Source organism: Baekduia sp. Peel2402, assembly GCF_052567285.1.
The window spans coordinates 1,734,607-1,753,527 of sequence record NZ_CP199582.1 but is presented as its reverse complement, the minus strand read 5'-3'; the positions used below and the strand labels follow the sequence as shown (position 1 = coordinate 1,753,527).

Genomic DNA, 18,921 nt, shown 5'->3' with positions numbered 1-18,921 from the left:
GCCGCAGCCGCGGGGAGGAGCCCCTGGGCGAGTCCCCGCAGCGAAACGAGCCCTCTGGGCGAGGCTTCGCCAGCGACATCGCTGATACCGCGCTCGCGGACGCGGGCCGGGCGAGCATCGCATGGGCAGACGCCCAGATGCCCGTCCTGCGCTCGATCCGCGAGCGCTTCGGCGAGCAGCGCCCGCTGGCGGGCATCACCGTCGGGGCGTGCCTGCACGTCACGGCGGAGACCGCCGGCCTGGTCACTGCGTTGACCGCCGGCGGCGCGCAGGTCGCCCTGTGCGCCGCCAACCCGCTGGCCACCCAGGACGCGGTGGCCGCGGCGCTGGTGCAACTTGATGGTGTTGAGGTCTTCGCCCGCCATGGGGAGGACCTCGACACCTACGCCGGCCATGTTGCCGACGTCCTGGACCGCGCGCCGAGCGTGACCCTGGATGATGGCGCCGACCTCCTCGTGACGCTGCACGGCGCGCGCCCCGACTTGTTGAAGGGGATGCTCGGCGGCACCGAGGAGACGACGTCCGGCCTGGTCCGCCTGCGCGCGATGCAGGCTGACGGGCGGCTCGCCGTCCCGGTCCTGGCGGTCAACGAGGCGCGCGCCGAGCGCGTCTTCAACGACCACTACGGCACCGCGCAGTCGACGCTCGACGGCATCCTGCGCGCGACCAACCTGCTGCTCGCCGGGCGCACGGTCGTCGTGCTCGGCTACGGGCCGACCGGGCGCGGGATCGCGCTGCGCGCGCGTGGCGCGGGCGCGCAGGTCGTCGTCTGCGAGATCGACCCGGTCGCGGGGCTCGACGCGCGGATGGAGGGCTTTGAGGTGATGCCGTCGCTGGCGGCCGCCGAGCGCGGCGACATCTTCATCACGGTCACGGGCGCGCCGCACGTCTTGGGCGCCAAGCACTTCGCGCGCATGAAGGACGGCACGGTGCTGGCCAACGCGGGGCACTTCGACGTCGAGATCGACCTCGGGGCGTTGCGCGAGGTGGCGGGCGGTGAGGGCGGCGTCCGGGTCCGGCCGCTGGTCGACCAGTTCCGGTTGCCCGACGGGCGCTCGCTGAACCTGCTGGCGTCCGGCCGCGTCGTCAACCTCGCCGCGGGCGAGGGCCATCCGGCGTCGGTGATGGACCTGTCGTTCGCGCTGCAGGCGCTGTCGGTCGAGCACCTCGTGGCCGGCGAGGGCACGCTGGGTGCGGGCGTCCACCCGGTACCCGACGACATCGACCGCGAGGTCGCGCGGCTCAAGCTCGCGTCGCTGGGCGTGGAGCTCGACGAGCTGACCGCCGAGCAGCGGCGCTACCGGCGCTCCTGGGAGTAGCTGCCCGCCCGCCCTCGACCAACGGCGAGGGCGTTCTCAGGCGCGCGTAGTACCTTCCCGGGCCTCGCACCTGGAGGCGTGCTCTGTCCCGATCGTCGTTCCGCCTGGCCGTCCTGGCCGCCCTCGTTCTTGTCGTCGTCCTGCCCGGCGCCGCTCGCGCGGCGGCGCCCGTCGTAGTCATCGACGCGGTCGATACGGCTGAGACCGGCGATCCGGTGGCCTTCGACGGCGACCGCACGACGGATCCCGACGGCCAGCTGATGACCTACTCGTGGTCGATCGACGGGCAGGTGCTGGACGTCGAGAACCCGTGGCTGTCGGTGTCCTTCGCGCACCCGGGCACGCACGTGGTGACGCTGACCGCGACGGATTCCACGGGCGCGTCGGCGACCGCGTCGCACACGATCGTGCTGACCGGGATCGATCGGCTGGCGTCGACGCTCAAGCCGATCGGGTCGACGCTGGCCGGGCTGGCGGAGTCGGCCGAGGTGGTGGTGTCGGCGCCGAAAGTCCGGCTGTACAAGAAGCGCCTGCGGATCGTGTTGAGCTGCCGCAAGGCCGAGCGCTGCAAGGGCGTGCTGCGGATCGTCGCGCTGAAGGGCAAGCACCAGAGCCCGTACCTGCTGACGCAGCGCTCCGTGAACGTGAAGTCGGGGCGCCCGCGCGTGGTGCACGCGAAGCTGGGGCCGAAGGGCCGCCGGCGGCTCGGGTCGTCCGCGCTGACCTCCGTGCGCGCCACGGTGTACCGCGGGTCGAAGGTCCGGACGGCCTCGATCTGGGGCGTTATGGCCTACCGGGTGCGCATCTCGCGATAGGTTCCGCCCGTGTCCGTGTCCGGGTTGGAAGCAGCGGTCGAGAAGATGCGCGCCGAGGGCCTCGGCGACGCAGCGGTTGAGAGCTTCGCGCGCCAGTACGAGCGCCTGCGCGAGGGGGAGACGGGGACGCTGGCCGAGGCGGAGATCGAGCCGGTGGCGTCGCTGCCGGATGGGGCGGAGCTGACCGAGCCGGCGTCTGCTGCGCTGCTCGACCAGGCCGTCATCATCAAGCTCAACGGCGGGCTCGGGACGTCGATGGGGATGACCAAGGCCAAGTCGCTGCTGGAGGTCAAGAACGGCAAGACGTTCCTGGACCTGATCGCCGAGCAGATCCTCGCGCTGCGGGAGTCGTCCGGCGCGCGCCTGCCGCTCATCCTCATGAACTCGTTCGCCACGCGCGACGACTCGCTCGCCGCGTTGACCGCATACGAGGATCTCTCCGCCGGCCTGCCGCCGGACTTCGTGCAGAACAAGGTCCCCAAGCTCCGCCAGGACTCGCTCGAGCCCGTCGCGTGGGATGCCGACCCCGCGCTGGAGTGGGCGCCGCCCGGCCACGGCGATTTGTACACCGCCTTGGTGACCTCCGGCATGTTGGAGGCCTTGCTCTACGGCGGCTACCGCTATGCCTTCGTGTCCAACAGCGACAACCTGGGCGCGGTGCTGGATCCGAAGATCCTCGCGTGGCTGGCGTCGTCCGGTGCGCCGTTCCTGATGGAGGTCGCCGACCGCACCTCCTCGGATCGCAAGGGCGGGCACTTGGCACGGCGCGTGTCGGACGGAGGGCTGGTGCTGCGCGAGATCGCCCAGACGCCGGACGCCGACATCGACGCCTTCCAGGACACGTCGCGGCACAAGTACTTCAACACGAACACCCTGTGGGTCGACCTGCACGCGCTGCGCGACGTGCTCGGCGGCTCCGGCGTCATCGACCTGCCGATGATCGTCAACAAGAAGACGGTCGACCCGAGCGACAAGGCCTCGACGCCGGTCATCCAGCTCGAAAGCGCGATGGGCGCGGCGATCGGCGTCTTCGAGGGCGCCGCCGCCTTGCGCGTGCCGCGCTCGCGCTTCGTGCCGGTAAAGACCACCAACGACCTCCTGTCGCTGCGCTCCGACGCCTACGTCATCGGCGACGGCCGCGCCGTCCACCTCGCCCCCGAACGCGACGGCACCCCGCCCTTCATCGACCTCGACACCGACCACTACAAGCTGGTCGCCGACTTCGACGCGCGCTTCGGCGAAGGCGCACCGTCGCTCGTTGCCTGCGACTCGCTGCGGGTCGTCGGCGACGTGTCGTTCGGCGCCGACGTGGTGGTCAAGGGCGACGTGATCGTCGAGGGCGTCGCGCGAGTCGACGACGGGACCGTGCTCGAGGGCTAGTTCGTCCCGCCCTCGGCCGCGTCGAGGTAGCGGTCCTCGCGCTCCTGGGCGCGGTCCGCCTCGCCAAGGGCGCGGACGAAGAGATAGGCGAGCGCGACGCCCATCACGATCGACTGCTCGATCGCCATGATCGCGCCGGCCAGCGCCTGGTCGTCGGAGGCGTGCAGGCCCCAGACCTCGGGGCGCTTCTCGTAGAAGCTGTAGATCGACGTCGGCGCAAAGGTCAGGAAGATGCCGAGCATGCCGACGAAGACCTTCGTCGACACCATGTAGACGACCGGCGCGAGGCCCGTGAGGTGCCGACCGCGCACGGGGGAGAGCAGGTGCCACCAGTACAGGAGGCCGGCGCTGAGGAAGAACGTGTGCTCCAGCACGTGCACGGCCGAGTGCTCCAGCGCCGCGTCGTAGAGCACCGGGATGTGCCACAGCCACATCATCCCCACGTAGAACACAACCGCGAACGCCGGATGCGCGATCGGCCCCAGCGCTCGTTCGAGGTCCAGCACCGTGCGCGCCACCGGCCGCAGCAGCACCTTGCTCAGCCCTGCGATCAGCAGGATCGGCGCGAAGTCGAGCAGCAGCACGTGCTGGACCATGTGCATCGCGAACACCTGATCCGCCAGCGTGTCGATCGGCGAGATCAACGCGATCGCGATGCACAGCACGCCCCCGAGCCACGCGCTGAGCTGCACCCACCCGGCACCGCGCGGCCCGCTCGTCCGGCGCACCTTCAACCAGCGCCGCAGGTACCCGGCGACCAGCACGATCACGATCAGGATCGGACCGGGAGCGAGAGAGAACGACGTATCTGCCGCGACGGCAAGCACCGCGGCCGATTGTGCCACCCCTCCGTCCGTCGCCGCGGATCCGTGACCGTTGCGTCCTGATTGCGCGCAGGGTGGCCGACAAGGTCGGCGGTCATGCTGCTCGACTGGCTCATCCCTGCGCTCTGCATTGCGTGCCGCGGCGACCGCGGCGACCCGCTGTGCGCGGCGTGCCGCGCTGAACTGCCGTGGCTCGGCGCGAAGCTCTGCCCGCGCTGCGCTCAGCCGCGGCCGTGCGGTCGGTGTCCGGCGCGGCGGCGGGCGTTCGACGGCGCGTGGGCGGCGATGGCGTACGCGGGGCCCGTTCCGGCGGTGGTCAACGGGCTTAAGGAGCGCGGCGCGCTCAAGCTCGCGGACACGATGGCCGCGCAGATCGCCGTGGCGGCGCCGGACACGCTGTGGGAGCCGGGCGCGCTCCTCATTCCCGTCCCTGCGGATCCGTGGCGGCGGCGAAGGCGGGGTGTCGACCACGCGCGGGAGCTGGCGCTCGCGCTCGGGCGGCGGACCCACCTCGACGTGGCCCCGATCCTCCGGCGCGCCGGTTCGGACGCTCGTCAGGCCGGCCGGACGCGCGGCCAGCGTCTGCGCGCCGACGCCGCTGACGTCCAGCTGCGGACGCGCCAAGAGAACTGTCCGGTCTCTGTGCTCCTCGTCGACGACGTCCACACGACAGGGGCCACGCTGCACGCCTGTTCCTTGGCGTTGAAGGGGTTCGGCGCCTCGCGAGTGGTCGCGGTCACCTACGCACGGGCGGTTGCGTAATCGGCCACATGATCCTGGGCAAATCCGCAAAGTTCGTTGAGGGATGTTGCCCTTACCACATTGCAGGGGTAACTTCGTGAAGACCAGTGATCCCTGCCCCAGGAGGGCCGCATGCAGATCGAGGTCAAGGGCCGCCACATGACCATCTCGGACGACATCCGAGAGCACGTGGAGAAGCGCTTTGCCAAGGTGGGCAAGCAGGTGTCGGAGCTCGCGACGTTGGAAGTCGAGCTCAGCCGGGAGCCGAACGCCCCGGACTGCTACCACGCCGAGGTGACCTTGCGGGTCAAGGGCACGACGCTCCGCGCGTGCGACAAGTCCCGTGACATGGCCCACTCGATCAACCTCGTCTCCGACGAGCTCGCCGTCCAGGTCAAGCGCCACCGCGACAAGCGGCGAAAGCGAAGGGAGTCACGCGCGGCCGCCATGCACCCGCCGGGCATGACCCCGAGCGGCGCGGGCGAAGGCATCAGCGCCGCGCTGTAGCGCGCGCCTCGCGGGAGGCGGACGGATCGGCATTGGTCCGGTCCGTTCGTCCCCCTCCCGCCGACTACACTCCGATGCATGGGTCTGCTCGACCGCGCGTTGAACATCGGAGAGTCAAAGCAGTTCCGCCAATACGAGAAGCGTGTTGCGCGAATTGCCGATTTCGAGCCCGAGCTGGAGCTCGAGTCCGACGAGGAGCTCCTCGAGCGGATGGACGCGCTGCGCCAGCACGTGCGCAGCCAACCGACCGACGAGAAGATCAACGAGGCGCTGGACGAGGTCCTCGCCGAGTCCTTCGCGATCACGCGCGAGGTCGGCAAGCGGCGGATGAACATGCGCCACTTCGACGTCCAGCTCATCGGCGGCATGGTCCTCCACGGCGGGACGATCGCCGAGATGCGCACCGGCGAGGGCAAGACGCTGACGGGCACGCTCGCCGTCGTCCTCAACTCGCTGGCCGGCCGGGGCGTCCACGTCGTCACGGTCAACGACTACCTGGCCCGGCGCGACGCCGAGTGGATGATGCCCCTCTATGAGGGCTGCGGCGTCTCGGTCGGGATCATCCAGCACGACCAGGACCCGGATGAGCGCACGGCCGCCTACGGCGCCGACGTCACCTACGGCACGAACTCCGAGTTCGGCTTCGACTACCTGCGCGACAACATGGCGCAGACGATCGAGGACAAGGTCCAGCACGGCGGGCGCATCGGCGAGGACGGCCGCCCGACCGCGATGCACTTCTACGCGATCGTCGACGAGGTCGACAACATCCTCATCGACGAGGCGCGCACGCCGCTGATCATCTCCGGCGCCCCCGAGGCCGCCGCCGACTGGTACGGCAAGTTCGCCAAGCTCGCGAAGGTCATGACCGCGGGTAAGACGCCTGAGGGCATGGACCCGCGCGCCCGCAAGGAGTTCGTCGCGGACTTCGACTACGAGTACGACGAGAAGCACAAGACGGTCGCAGTCACCGAGCAGGGCGTCCAGAAGGCCGAGAAGTTCCTCGGCATCGACCACCTCTACCGCGCCGAGAACGGCCCGCTGGTCAACCACCTCCTTCAGGCGCTCAAGGCCGAGTCGCTCTACAAGAAGGACGTCGACTACGCGGTCGTCGATGACGAGGTCAAGATCATCGACGAGTTCACCGGTCGCATCCTGGATGGTCGCCGCTGGTCGGAGGGTCTGCACCAGGCCACCGAGGCCAAGGAGGGCGTCGTGGTTCAGGAGGAGAACCAGACGCTCGCGACGATCACGTACCAGAACTTCTTCCGCATGTACTCCAAGTTGGCCGGCATGACCGGCACGGCCCTCACCGAGGCCACGGAGTTCATGAAGATCTACAAGCTGGCCGTCGTCCAGGTCCCGACCAACCGGCCGATGGTCCGCAAGGACCGCAACGACCAGGTCTACAAGACCAAGGACGGCAAGTGGAGCGCGCTGCTGCGCACGATCCAGGAGCGTCACGCCGCCGGTCAGCCGGTTCTCGTCGGCACGATCTCGGTCGAGGTCTCCGAGATGATCTCGCGCGACCTGACCAAGCTCGGGATCCCGCACGAGGTCCTCAACGCCAAGCCCGAGCACGCCGCTCGCGAGGGTGACATCGTCGCCGAGGCCGGTCGCCCCGGCGCGGTCACCATCGCCACCAACATGGCGGGCCGCGGCGTCGACATCAAGCTCGGCGGCAACGCCGAGCACCGCACCGAGCTGGAGCTGCGCAACCTCGGCCTGCAGCCGGGCGACCCGGACTACGAGGAGCGCTTCGCGCAGGTCTTCCCGAAGATCGAGGAGCGCGTCGCCGAGGACCACGAGAAGGTCCTCGAGGCCGGCGGCCTCTTCATCTGCGGCACCGAGCGCCACGAGTCGCGCCGCATCGACAACCAGCTCCGCGGCCGCGCCGGCCGCCAGGGCGACCCGGGCGAGTCGCGCTTCTTCCTCTCCGCCGAGGACGACCTCGTCCGCCTGTTCGCCGGCGACCGGATCTACAAGATCCTCGACCGCCTCGGGACCGTCGACGACGAGGGCCACGAGGAGCCGATCGAGGCGGGCATGCTCTCGAAGCAGATCGAGAAGGCCCAGAAGAAGGTCGAGGAGCAGAACTTCCTCATCCGCAAGCGCGTCCTCGAGTACGACGACGTGATGAACGAGCAGCGCCGCGTGGTCTACAAGTACCGCGACGAGGTGCTCGAGGGCCGCGACATGGGCCCAGTCGCGCGGGAGAACCTCGCCGACGTCATCCGCCGCACTGTGGACGAGTACACGGTCTCGGAGTACGTCGAGGACTGGGACGTCGACGGCCTGCTGGTCGCGTTGTCGGACATCTTCCCGGGCGGCGTCGATCCCGAGCGGATCACGGTGGCCCAGGAGCGCGAGGAGCTGGTCGAGTCGCTCCAGTCGGAGGCGCTGTCGCGCTACGGCGGTCGCGAGCAGGAGCTCGGCGAGGAGCTGATGCGTGCCCTGGAGCGCTACCTGCTGCTCCAGGTCATCGACAACAAGTGGCGCGAGCACCTGTACGACATGGACTACCTGCGCGAGGGCATCCACCTCCGCGGGTTCGCCCAGATCGATCCGCTGGTCGCCTACAAGAACGAGGCGTACGAGCTCTTCACCGACCTGATGAACTCGATCTGGGGCGACTTCGCCCGCATGATCTTCCACGTGGAGGTCGAGGTCGAGGGTGCCGAGCCGCCGCAGCCGCAGGCAGGCTCGGGCGTCGGTCAGATCCAGTACTCCGGCGGCGTCGGGACCCAGCAGCCGTCCGCGCTCATGGACGCCGCCCAGGGTGGCGGGGGTGTCGCGTACGCCGAAGCACCGCCTGAGGGCGAGGACCCGGCCATCCCGGTCGTCCAGCAGCGGCGCGTCGACGAGCACGAGACGCTCGGTCGAAACGACCCGTGCTGGTGCGGGAGCGGCAAGAAGTACAAGAAGTGCCACGGGGCCTAGCGCGCGAGTACGTCACGAGCCCTTCGGCCGGAGGCGTATGCGAACGTATGTTTGCTTCCGTCCGAAGAGCGTTGTAGCTTCTATACTCTGAGAGGACGGTCGCGGAGGTCTCGCCTGCCACCTTCACGGGTGGCACCCGCGTTAGCGGCAGTAGGCGACTCCGGTCCGTCCTCTTTTTGCGCAGTGCTCTGGCGGGTTTACATCGACGAGGCAGGCGATCGAGGGATCTCGAACCTCTCGTCTGCGCATTTCGTCGTCTCGGCGGTGATCGTCCGAGACACGCGAGACGGCGACGTCCGGGACGAGTTGGCGGCGCTCCGGAACGCGATGGGGCGCAAGCCCGGGCAGGTGCTTCACTTCCAGAAGTTCACCCACTCCCAGCGCATCAAGGCCTCTCAGGACCTCGCGGGTTCGAGCATCGGCGCGATCACCAGTGCGATCCTCTGCAAGCGCGGGTTCGACCAGCCGAACCCTGCCGGTGACCTCGCGTACATCGCAAATCCGGACCCGATGTACCTGTGGGCGGTGCGCTTGATGCTCGAACGCGTGTCCTGGTTCATCCGCGACCACGGCGGCGGCACGGCCATCGTGACGTTCGCCCACGTCCGGCGTTTCCAGACCCAGAAGCTCCACGACTACCGAAGCGCGCTTGAGCGCGGCGACACGAGTATCGAGTGGTCGGCGTTCGCCGGTCATCCGTTCAAGATCGGCTCTCCCGACCGGGTGGAGATGCTCCAAGTGGCCGACACGGCTGCGTCGGCGCTGTTCCGCGCGGTCGAGCCGGACGAGTTCGGCAACGTGGAGCGGCGGTACCTGGAGGAGCTCGTGCCGAAGATCTACCGTCGTGGCACCTCGCCCATCACCTCGTACGGGCTCAAGGTCTTCCCCAGCTCCCACTGCGCGGACGGCACTCCGCTCGCGTGGCTGCGGACCCTGTAGATCCCACCTCCGGGCGGCGGCGAGCGGTACTCTCGATCTCGCATGGCCGTCACGTCCTCTGACACACCCGTCCCCCAGCGCATCGAGGCCATCAAGTCGAGCTTCGGCCTCCTGCGCAAGGGCACCGACCCCGAGGCCCTGGGCGCCGACGTCGCGCGCCTGGAGGGGCAGATGCAGGCGCCCGGCTTCTGGGACGACTCCGGCGCGGCCGCGAAGGTCAACACCGAGTACGCGCGCACCACGCGCAGGTTGAAGACCTTCACCGAGCTCGAGTCCGACATCGAGGACCTCGACGGCCTCGTTGAGCTGGCCTCCGAGGACGCCGAGCTCGAGACCGAGTTATATGAGCAGCTGACCTCGGTCGAGGAGCGGCTCGCCGCCCTCGAGGAGGAGCGACTGTTCAGCGGTCCCTACGACGCGGGCGACGCGCTGGTCACCGTCAACGCCGGCGCCGGCGGCACCGACGCCCAGGACTGGGCCGAGATGGTGCTGCGCATGATGATGCGCTGGGCCGAGTCGCGCGGGTTCAAGGTCGAGCTGCTCGAAGCGTCTGACGGCGAAGAGGCCGGCATCAAGTCCGCCACCTTCCGCGCCGAGGGCGAGAACGCCTACGGGCTGTTCAACGCCGAGCAGGGCGTCCACCGGCTCGTGCGGATCTCGCCGTTCGACGCGCAGTCGCGACGCCAGACGGCGTTCGCGGGCGTCGAGGTCGCGCCGGTCATCGAGGACACGGGCGACGTCGAGATCGACTCCGACGACCTCCAGGTCGACACCTACCGCGCGTCAGGCGCGGGCGGCCAGCACGTCAACAAGACCGACTCGGCCGTCCGGATCACGCACCGGCCGACCGGGATCGTTGTGCAGTGCCAGAACGAGCGCTCGCAGTCGGCCAACAAGGACACGGCCATGAAGATGCTGCGGTCCAAGATCCTGGAGCGTCAGGAGCGCGAGCGCCAGGAGGAGATCGCCCGCGAGAAGGGCGAGACGCTCGACGTGAACTTCGGCTCGCAGATCCGCTCCTACGTCTTGCACCCGTACACGATGGTCAAGGACCACCGCACCGACCGCGAGATGGGCGACGCCCAGCGCGTGCTCGATGGCGACCTCGACGGGTTCGTCAGGGCGTACCTGTTGAAGTCCTCGAACTAGCCGCTGCGTCAGCAAGCGGTGGCCTAGCATCGGGTGGCGATGAGCGACGCCACCACCCCGCGGACGGGACCGTCCGAGCAGCCGACCGCGCCCTACCTCGACGCGGTCGTCGCCTACGGCTTCCGCGGTCCGGGACGCTTCCACGTGCCCGGCCACAAGGGCGGCCCGGGGGCGGACCCGGGGCTGCGCTACGCGCTCGGCGACCGCGTGCTGGGGCTCGACATCCCGCAGGACATTCACGGCGTCGACCTCGGCCCCAAGCCGACGCCCTACGAGCGGGCCGAGGCGCTGGCCGCCGAGGCCCATGGCGCGGCGCGGACGTGGTTCCTCACCAACGGCGCAACGCAGGGCAACCACGCGCTGTGCCTAGCGTTGGCGCCGCTCGGGACCCACGTGGTCGCGCAGCGCAACTCGCACGCGTCGATCGTCGACGGGCTGGTGCTCAGCGGCGGGCTGCCGTCGTTCGTGGCGCCGGCCTACAACTCCGAGCTGGGCATGGCGCACGGCGTGACGCCGGAGGCGCTGGATGCCGCGCTGGCCGCCGATCCGGACGCGCGCGTCGCGTTCTTGGTCTCGCCCACCTACTACGGGATGGCGGCGGACGTGGCCGCGCTGGCGCAGGTGGCGCACGCGCGCGACGTGGCGTTGGTCGTCGACCAGTCGTGGGGCCCGCACTTCGGCTTTCACCCGGACCTGCCGGAGAGCGCGCTGCGCCTCGGCGCCGACGCGGTCCTGACGAGCACCCACAAGATCGTGGGGTCCTTGACCCAGAGCGCGATGCTGCACGTGGCGCCCACGGGCCGCATCGACCCCGCCGCCGTCGGCCGCGCGCTGCGGCTGCTGCGGTCGACCTCGCCCTCGTCGTTGTTGATGGCCTCGCTGGACGGTGCGCGCCGCCAGCTCGCCGTCCACGGCGAGGCGCTGTTGCACGAGACGATCGCGGCGGCCAAGGCCACGCGCGAGAAGCTCGCCACCACGCCCGGGATCAAGACCATCGACTACGACATGGTCGGCCGCGACGGCGTGGCCGCCTACGATCCGCTGCGGATCGTGCTCGACACGCGCGGGACGGGCTGCACCGGCTACCAGGTCGCCGAGGCCCTTCGCAATGCCTATGACGTGCAGCCTGAGCTGGCGACGGTCGCGACGATCGTCTGCGTGCTCGGCGTCGGGCAGTCGCCAGAGGCGCTCGTGCGCTTCGCCGGCGACGTCGACGAGATCGTCAAGCGCATCTCCACGCCCGACGCGACGCCGATCCAGGCCCTCGTCCGCTCGCCCGACGCGCTCAAGAACGAAATGGTCATGGCGCCGCGCGACGCCTTCCTCGGCCAGTCGGAAGTGGTCAACCTGGAGGACGCCGTCGGCCGCATCTCCTGCGAGTCGATCGCCGGCTACCCACCTGGCATCCCCGCGCTCCTGCCCGGCGAGCGCATCACCGCCGAGACCGCCGAGTACTTGCGCGAGCTCGTCGACTCCGGCGCGCGCCTCCACGGCGCCGCGGACCCGACGATCAGGACGATCCACGTTTTGGCCGCCAACGTCGGGTAAGAACGTCTATGGGTGCTCGAGCTCGATCACATCAGCCGCCGCTTCGGTGAGACGGTCGCGCTCGACGGCCTGAGCCTGCAGGTCGAGCCTGGGGCGCTGACCGGGTTCGTCGGCGCCAACGGGGCGGGCAAGACGACGGCGATGCGGGTGGCGCTGGGCGTGCTGGAGCCTGACGGCGGCGCGGTGCGCTGGCAGGGCCGGCCGGTGACGGCGGCCGACCGCGCGCGGTTCGGCTACATGCCCGAGGAGCGCGGGCTGTACCCGCGGATGCGGGTCGGCGACCAGGTCGAGCACTTCGCGCGCCTGCACGGGCTGGACGGCGCGACCGCGCGGCAAGCGACCGCGGAGACCTTGGAGCTCGTCGGGCTCGGCGACCAACTCGCCACACGAACCGACGCGCTGTCGCTGGGCAATCAACAGCGCGTGCAGCTCGCGGTCGCGCTCGTCCACGACCCAGAGCTGCTCGTGCTCGACGAGCCGTTCAGCGGCCTGGACCCGATCGGCGTCGACGTCATGGCCGAGGTGCTGCGAGCGCGAGCCGACCGCGGCGTCCCGGTCGTGTTCTCCAGCCATCAGCTTGATCTGGTCGAGCGCCTCTGCGACGCGGTCGCGATCGTCCGCGACGGGCGCGTCGTCGCCCAAGGACCGGTTGCAGAGCTGCGTCGGCGCGGTGGGCGGCGCTATCGCGTCGAGGTGGAGGGCGACGACGGCGACGCGGCGTGGGCTGCGGGCGTGCCAGGCGCGCGGGCGCTGGGCGGCGGCCTGCTCGCGCTCGACGACGACGCCGACGACCAGGCGCTGCTGGACGCCGCGCGCGCCGCCGGGCCGGTGCGGGCGTTCGCGCCCGCCGAGCCGCGGCTGGCCGACGTCTTCCGCGAGGCGGTCGCGCCGTGAGCGCGCTGCGCGGCTGGCCCGCGATCCGGACGGTCGCTCGCCGGGAGATCCGCGAGCGCGGCCGCGATCGCTCCACGCTGATCTCGACGCTTGTCACGCTGGTGATCCTCGCGGGCGTCGTGGTGCTGCCGACGCTGGTCGGGGCCGGCGACGATCCCAAGGTGAAGGTCTTGGTCGTGGGTGACACGGCGACGGCGGTCGCCGCTGCCGCGCACGACGGGCAGGAGCCGTTTGGCGTGCGGATCTCGGCGCGCCCTGCTGCTTCAGACGCGGCCGCGGCCCGCGCGGTCGCCGACGGCGACGCGGACGTCGCGATCGTCGGCGACGGGGCGCGGCTGGTGGTCGCCGACGACGCCGACGACGGTGGGGTCGCCGCGATCCAGGCCGCCTCGCAGCGCACGCGCGCCGCCGCCGCGCTGGACCGCAACGGGATCGCCGGCGCCGACGCAGCCCGGATCCTGGCCCCGCCGCCGCTGCCGACCAGCTCGGTGGGGGAGGAGGACTCGCGCGGCCTGGCGTTCATCGTCTTGTTGGTGCTTTACGGCCAGCTGCTCACCTACGGGATCGTCGTCGCCACCGGCATCGTGGAGGAGAAGCAGAGCCGGATCGTCGAGCTCGTCCTCAGCGCGATCCGGCCGCGCGACCTGCTGGCCGGGAAGGTCCTCGGGATCGGCGTCGTCGCGTTCGCGCAGTTGCTGGCGATCGGCGCGGCGGGCATCGGGCTGGCCGCGGCGACCGGCAGCCTCGACGTCGGTGGTTCCGGCGTGCCGGGCGCGCTGGCGATCACGCTCGCGTGGTTCGTCCTCGGCTACGCGCTGTTCGCGTGCGCCTACGCGGCCGGCGGCGCGCTCGTCTCGCGCCAGGAGGAGCTGCAGAGCGCGACGACGCCGATCACGATGGTGGTGCTCGGCGCGTTCCTGGTGTCCTTGGGCGCGCTCAACGACCCGTCCTCGACGCTCGCAAAGGTCCTCTCGTTCGTCCCGCCGTGCACGCCGCTGGTGCTGCCGATCCGGCAGATCGCCGGCGAGGCGAGCGCCGCCGACGTCGTGATCGGCGTTCTCGTGATGCTCGCGTCGATCGCCCTGCTCGTCGCCTTCGCCGGCCGCGTATACGCCAACGTCGTGCTGCGGACCGGCTCGCGGGTCAGCCTGCGCACGGCATTGCGCCAAGACGCCTAACCGGTCGATCAGACCGGAAGGAGGAGTGATCAGAGCGTGCGAGGATGGGCGGTCATGCGCCGTCTTCTCGCCGTGCTCGCCCTCGCGCTCCTCGTTCCGGCCGTCGGGAACGCCGCGGTTCGGCTCGGGCCGGACGTGACGAAGCCGATGCCCTCGGGCGGCCTCCACCTCGCCGCGATGGGCTGCCAGCAGCTGGCGCAATACAACCCGTGCGCGTTCTTCAACGCCTACTCCACCAACGCCGACGTGGTCGCGGGCTCGCCGATCGACGGCGTCATCACGTCGTGGAGCTTCCGCGCCGGGTGCTGCGACGGCGAGACGGACGTCCCACACCATCTCAAGCTCTACACCTACAAGTTGACCAGCGGGCCGTACCTCTCCGCCGCGCCCGTCTCCGAGGGCGCCACGTTCGAGATCCCGCCGGGCAACGTCCTGCTCTCCGATCCGCCGACGAAGCTTCCGGCGCGGCTGCCGATCGCCACGGGCGAGCTGGTCGCCATCAGCGCCGACCACCCGATTGCGTTCGCCATCGACGACACGATCCCGGGCGTCACCTACACCTTCCTGGCCAACGGCTACACCTACGGCTCGTTCTACACCGCCGGCGCGCTGATGATCAGCGCGCTTGTTGAGCCCGACGCCGACAAGGACGGCTTCGGCGACGAGACGCAGGACTGCGCGCCGGCCGACGCCGCGGTGCATGAGGGCTGTGTGCCGACGTCGCCGCCGGTCGTCCTCCCGCCGCCGCCCGACCCGCTGTCGGTGGGCTGCAATGCGCCGGTCTGCGCGGGAACGACGAACGGGAGCGGCGGGACGTCGACCCCGACGGCTCCTGTGCCGGTCCCCAAGACCGGCACGATCGCGCCGCCGACCAACCCCAACAGCGTCTACGTCCCGCTCTCCTGCCCGCCGAACGTGCCGCAGTACTGCGGCGGCTACCTGTCCGTGATCGCCGGCGGCGCCAAGGCGTCGGCGGCCGCCACCGCCACCCGCACGCGCTACTCGATCGCGCCGGGCAAGAGCAAGCAGGTGAAGGTCCCGCTCAGTGCCAAGCTGCGCCAGCAGCTCAAGCGCAAGGGCAAGCTGACGGTCACGCTGCGCCTGCAGCCCGATGGCGGCGCGAAGGCAACCACCTTCACGCGCACCATCAAGCTGAAGCACAAGCCTGCGGCGAAGCCCAAGCGCTAGAAGCGCAGCACCGCCGCGATCGATTCCGGCACCGGACGCGTCGCGTCCTCGCCCGCCGGCAGGTAGCGCACGCGCGCGTCCTGGCCGAAGGCGCGGCCGACCGCGGCCTCCACGACGTTGTCCACCATCTCGGTCATCGTCCCGTCCGCGGGGCACTGGCCGCCAGCGCTCACGCCGAGCCAGCCGCACTGCGGGCAGCGCACGCCCTTGGCCGTGAAGCCCTCTTCTATCACCAGCGTGTCGATCCGCCGCTCGTGCACGGCGGCCAGGACGTCGCTCAGGCCGGAGACGGCGCGGCCGCCGGTCCCGACGCCGGCGTCGACCTTGTCCAGCAGCTCGCCGTCGCGGGCGGCGGTCACCTCCTCGAGCACGCCGCTCGCGGCCTTCAAGACATCGTCGGCGCTGGACGTCCAGACCTCGACGTCGAAGCGTCCCTTCAGCGCCTTGCCGACCTCGGCGGGCACGAGGTCCTTGAAGTGCGACGCGGTCTCGCGCGGGCCGCCGACGAGGATCCCCGCCACGCGCACGTGGCGCAGCCGCCGCGCGACCTCGTTGGCCGCGCCGCGCAGGTGGTTGTCGACCTCCTTCTCGACGCTGCGCTCGTAGCGGCGCTCCGAGCGGCCGTCCTGGTCGCTCTTGCCGGAGTCGATGCGGGCGCGTGGGTCGTCCTCGTGGCGCCACAGCTCGACGACGCCGTCGACGCTCCCGGCCAGCAGCCGCGCGTGCTGGCGATCGACGAGCACGAGCCACCAGAGCTCGCCCGTTCCGATCCGGGCTAGCGGCTCGACGCGCGGCGTGTCGCCGATCGACACGCTGTGGTCGACCGGCCGCGGCAGCTTGAGGATCTCGAACAGCCCGGCGGGCTCCGAGGCGAAGACCGCGAGGGCGCGGGCGCCCTCCAGGTCGGTCCCGTTGGTGAGCGCGGCAGAGACGCGCTCGACGTCGGCTTTGAGCGCGGCGCGCTCGTCGTGGGTGAGACCTTCGAGGTCGCGGATGGTCCGCGAGGCTTCGTCGAGAACCGAGCTGATCTCGGTCGAACGCGCGGACGGCGTGGCGAACTCGCGCGGGTCGAGGTTGATGAAGACGCTGAGGACCTTGCCTACAGCGCTGCGCGTCTCGGCGAGCTCGCGCAGGCGGTCGGTGGTGATATCGGTCGCCATGCTGACCGCCTACCCGCGGCGACCAGCGGAGAACCTCACCGTGGTCGGTCCGGACGCGACGAAGCCGGCGCCTGCCACAGCGCCGGCTCCGCCGGTCCTACCTCTCCTTCACAGGGACGGCGATCGTGGCCTAGGCTGCGGCCGCCGCCTCCTCCTGCACCGGCGCGGCGGCGGCGCTGACCTCCAGAGCCACACCGCCGTCCTCGCCGGCCGTGGCGCGCACCTGCGCGCCGTCGGTCAACGTCCCGGACAGGATCGCCCGGGTCAGCTCCCGCTCCAGCGTGCGGCGCACGTGGCGCTGCAGCGGTCGGGCGCCGAAGTCGGCGTCAAAGCCGTCGGAGGCCAGGCGCGCGACCAGCGCGTCGTCCACCGTCAGCTCGATCCCACGCTCCACGCGCAGCCGGTCGGCGACCCGCGCCACGATCAGGCGCGCGATCGAAGCGACCTGCTCCTCGCCCAGCGCCTGGAACGTCACGACCTCGTCGATCCGGTTCAGGAACTCGGGCAGGAACGCCGCCTTGGCGGCGTCGCGCATGCGGTCGTCGTCCGCCCCGGGGGCCGCCGCGGTGAAGCCGATGCCCCGCTTCGCCCGGCCGGCGCCCAGGTTGGACGTCATGACGACCACCGCGTTGGTGAAGTCGACCGTGCGGCCCTCGCCGTCGGTCAGGCGACCGTCGTCCAGGAGCTGCAACAGCACGTTCCACACCTCGGGGTGCGCCTTCTCGATCTCGTCGAGCAGGATCACGCTGTACGGGCGACGCCGGACCGGCTCGGTGAGCTGGCCGCCCTCGCCGTAGCCGACGTAGCCGGGCGGCGAGCCGATCAGCCGCGCGACCGTGTGCGGCTCGCGGTACTCGGACATGTCGATCCGGACCAAAGCGTCCTCGGTGGCGAACAGCCGCTCGGACAGCGCCTTGACCAGCTCGGTCTTGCCGACGCCCGTGGGGCCGAGGAACAGGAACGAGCCCAGCGGGCGGTCGGACTCAGACAGCCCGACCCGCGCGCGGCGGATCGTGTCGGCGACCTTCTCGACCGCCTCGTCCTGACCGACCACGCGCTGATGGAGGTCGTCCTCCAGCTCCACGAGCCGCTGCAGCTCGCCCTCGACCAGCTCGCCGACGGGGATGCCGGTGCGGGCGGCGACGACCTGCGCGATCGCGGTCTCTTCGACGGTCACGGTGCTGGAGCTGGTCGCGTCGTCGGACTCGGCGCGGGCGATCTGCGTCTTGACGTACGCCGCCTTCTCGTAGTCCTCGGCCGTGACGGCCTCCTGCAGCTCGGCGCGCAGCTTCTCGACGTCGACCGGGCGCGGCGTCGCGAGACGCAGCTTGGCCGCGGCCTGATCGACCAAGTCGATGGCCTTGTCGGGCAGGTGCTGCTCGGTCAGGTAGCGGTCGCTCAGCCGGGCAGCGGCGTCCAGCGCGGCGTCGGTGATCGTCGCCGCGTGGTGCTCCTCGTAAGCGGAGCGCAGACCGCGCAGGATCTCGACGGTCTCCTCGACCGACGGGGCCTCGACCATCACCGCGCTGAAGCGGCGGGCCAGGGCGGCGTCGCGCTCGATCTTCTTGTACTCGCTCAGCGTGGTCGCGCCGACCATCCGCAACTCGCCGCGGGCGAGCAGGGGCTTGAGCAGGTTCGCGGCGTCCATCGCGCCCTCGGCGGCACCGGCGCCCAGGACGGTGTGAAGCTCGTCCAGGAACAGGACGATCTTGCCGTCGGCGCTGGTGACCTCGGCGAGCACGGCCTTGAGCCGCTGCTCGAACTGGCCGCGGTACTGGGAGCCCGCGACGAGCGTGCCCATGTCGAGGCTGACGACGCGCACGTCGTTGAGCGTCTCGGGAACGTCGCCGGACGCGATCCGCAGGGCGAGGCCCTCGGCGATCGCGGTCTTGCCGACGCCGGCCTCGCCGATCAGCACGGCGTTGTTCTTGCGACGGCGGGCGAGGATCTCCACGGTCTGGGCGATCTCGTCCTCACGGCCGATGACGGGGTCGATGCGGCCGTCGCGGGCGTCACCCGTGAGGTCGCGGCCGAACTCGTCGAGCGCGGGCGTGTCGGACTGCTTCTGCTGGGGCTGTGCCTGGCGGGTGCGCTGCGCGGTGGCGCCGGGGCCGAAGGCGGGAGCGCCGGAGGACGGGCCGAAGCCGGCGTTGCCGAAGCCCTCCATGAGGTCACGGGCGCAGCTCTCGCACATCACGGCGCCCTGACGGCCGCTCTCGGTCTGGACGACCATGTGCAGGGTGCCCGGCCGCTCTTGGCAGATGGCGCAGGGCACGAGGTTGGTGAAGGGCTGTTCTGACATGTTTCCTTACGATCTGGAGGTCGAAAACTTGAGTCGA

The 18,921-nt window shown here is 70.8% G+C and carries 15 protein-coding genes; 12 read left to right on the top strand and 3 right to left on the bottom strand.

Annotated features, from left to right (window positions below):
• Positions 1–77 precede the first annotated feature (77 nt).
• From ACT01A_RS08565 to ACT01A_RS08555, 3 genes are all read left to right on the top strand, one after another.
• Positions 78–1,319 carry an adenosylhomocysteinase gene (locus ACT01A_RS08565; protein ID WP_445152812.1) on the top strand — a complete coding sequence of 414 codons (1,242 nt, stop codon included), beginning with the start codon at positions 78–80 and terminating at the stop codon, positions 1,317–1,319.
• Positions 1,320–1,534: 215 nt separating this feature from the next.
• Entirely contained in the window at positions 1,535–2,134 is a 600-nt protein-coding gene (locus ACT01A_RS08560; RefSeq protein ID WP_445151821.1) for a PKD domain-containing protein, read from the top strand.
• A gap of 9 nt (positions 2,135–2,143) precedes the next feature.
• Complete coding sequence (locus ACT01A_RS08555) at positions 2,144–3,514, top strand: UTP--glucose-1-phosphate uridylyltransferase (RefSeq protein WP_445151820.1); 1,371 nt, start codon at positions 2,144–2,146, stop codon at positions 3,512–3,514.
• Here ACT01A_RS08555 and ACT01A_RS08550 read toward each other — a convergent pair.
• The gene (locus ACT01A_RS08550; protein WP_445151819.1) at positions 3,511–4,284 is read right to left on the bottom strand and encodes a cytochrome c oxidase assembly protein; all 774 of its coding nucleotides are present in this window, start codon (positions 4,282–4,284) and stop codon (positions 3,511–3,513) included. The genes ACT01A_RS08555 and ACT01A_RS08550 overlap by 4 nt on opposite strands.
• A 150-nt stretch (positions 4,285–4,434) precedes the next feature.
• On the opposite strand from ACT01A_RS08550, the gene ACT01A_RS08545 reads away from it, so the two are divergent.
• From ACT01A_RS08545 to ACT01A_RS08505, 9 genes are all read left to right on the top strand, one after another.
• A complete protein-coding gene (locus ACT01A_RS08545) occupies positions 4,435–5,100 on the top strand; it encodes a ComF family protein (RefSeq protein WP_445151818.1) in 666 nt (221 codons plus the stop codon).
• A gap of 111 nt (positions 5,101–5,211) precedes the next feature.
• Positions 5,212–5,586 (top strand): ribosome hibernation-promoting factor, HPF/YfiA family, encoded by a 375-nt coding sequence (gene hpf / locus ACT01A_RS08540; protein ID WP_445151817.1) that lies wholly within the window; start codon positions 5,212–5,214, stop codon positions 5,584–5,586.
• Between the two features lie 78 nt (positions 5,587–5,664).
• The gene (gene secA / locus ACT01A_RS08535) at positions 5,665–8,526 is read left to right on the top strand and encodes a preprotein translocase subunit SecA (protein ID WP_445151816.1); all 2,862 of its coding nucleotides are present in this window, start codon (positions 5,665–5,667) and stop codon (positions 8,524–8,526) included.
• Positions 8,527–8,655: 129 nt separating this feature from the next.
• Positions 8,656–9,465 carry a DUF3800 domain-containing protein gene (locus tag ACT01A_RS08530; RefSeq protein WP_445151815.1) on the top strand — a complete coding sequence of 270 codons (810 nt, stop codon included), beginning with the start codon at positions 8,656–8,658 and terminating at the stop codon, positions 9,463–9,465.
• A 42-nt stretch (positions 9,466–9,507) separates the two neighbouring features.
• Complete coding sequence (gene prfB / locus ACT01A_RS08525) at positions 9,508–10,614, top strand: peptide chain release factor 2 (RefSeq protein ID WP_445151814.1); 1,107 nt, start codon at positions 9,508–9,510, stop codon at positions 10,612–10,614.
• Positions 10,615–10,653: 39 nt separating this feature from the next.
• Positions 10,654–12,162, top strand: coding sequence for an aminotransferase class I/II-fold pyridoxal phosphate-dependent enzyme (locus ACT01A_RS08520; protein WP_445151813.1), 1,509 nt, complete (start codon positions 10,654–10,656; stop codon positions 12,160–12,162).
• 12 nt (positions 12,163–12,174) lie between these two features.
• Complete coding sequence (locus ACT01A_RS08515; protein ID WP_445151812.1) at positions 12,175–13,056, top strand: ABC transporter ATP-binding protein; 882 nt, start codon at positions 12,175–12,177, stop codon at positions 13,054–13,056.
• A complete protein-coding gene (locus tag ACT01A_RS08510) occupies positions 13,053–14,234 on the top strand; it encodes an ABC transporter permease (RefSeq protein WP_445151811.1) in 1,182 nt (393 codons plus the stop codon). The genes ACT01A_RS08515 and ACT01A_RS08510 overlap by 4 nt, the downstream gene beginning before the upstream one ends.
• Positions 14,235–14,288: 54 nt before the next feature.
• Positions 14,289–15,422 carry a hypothetical protein gene (locus tag ACT01A_RS08505; RefSeq protein ID WP_445151810.1) on the top strand — a complete coding sequence of 378 codons (1,134 nt, stop codon included), beginning with the start codon at positions 14,289–14,291 and terminating at the stop codon, positions 15,420–15,422.
• Here ACT01A_RS08505 and ACT01A_RS08500 read toward each other — a convergent pair.
• Together ACT01A_RS08500 and ACT01A_RS08495 are read right to left on the bottom strand one after the other, a co-directional pair.
• On the bottom strand, positions 15,419–16,582 hold the full coding sequence (locus tag ACT01A_RS08500; RefSeq protein ID WP_445151809.1) for a baeRF10 domain-containing protein: 1,164 nt from the start codon (positions 16,580–16,582) through the stop codon (positions 15,419–15,421). The two genes, ACT01A_RS08505 and ACT01A_RS08500, sit on opposite strands and share 4 nt — an antisense overlap.
• Positions 16,583–16,712: 130 nt before the next feature.
• Positions 16,713–18,884 (bottom strand): ATP-dependent Clp protease ATP-binding subunit, encoded by a 2,172-nt coding sequence (locus tag ACT01A_RS08495; protein WP_445151808.1) that lies wholly within the window; start codon positions 18,882–18,884, stop codon positions 16,713–16,715.
• Between the last annotated feature and the right edge of the window lie 37 nt (positions 18,885–18,921).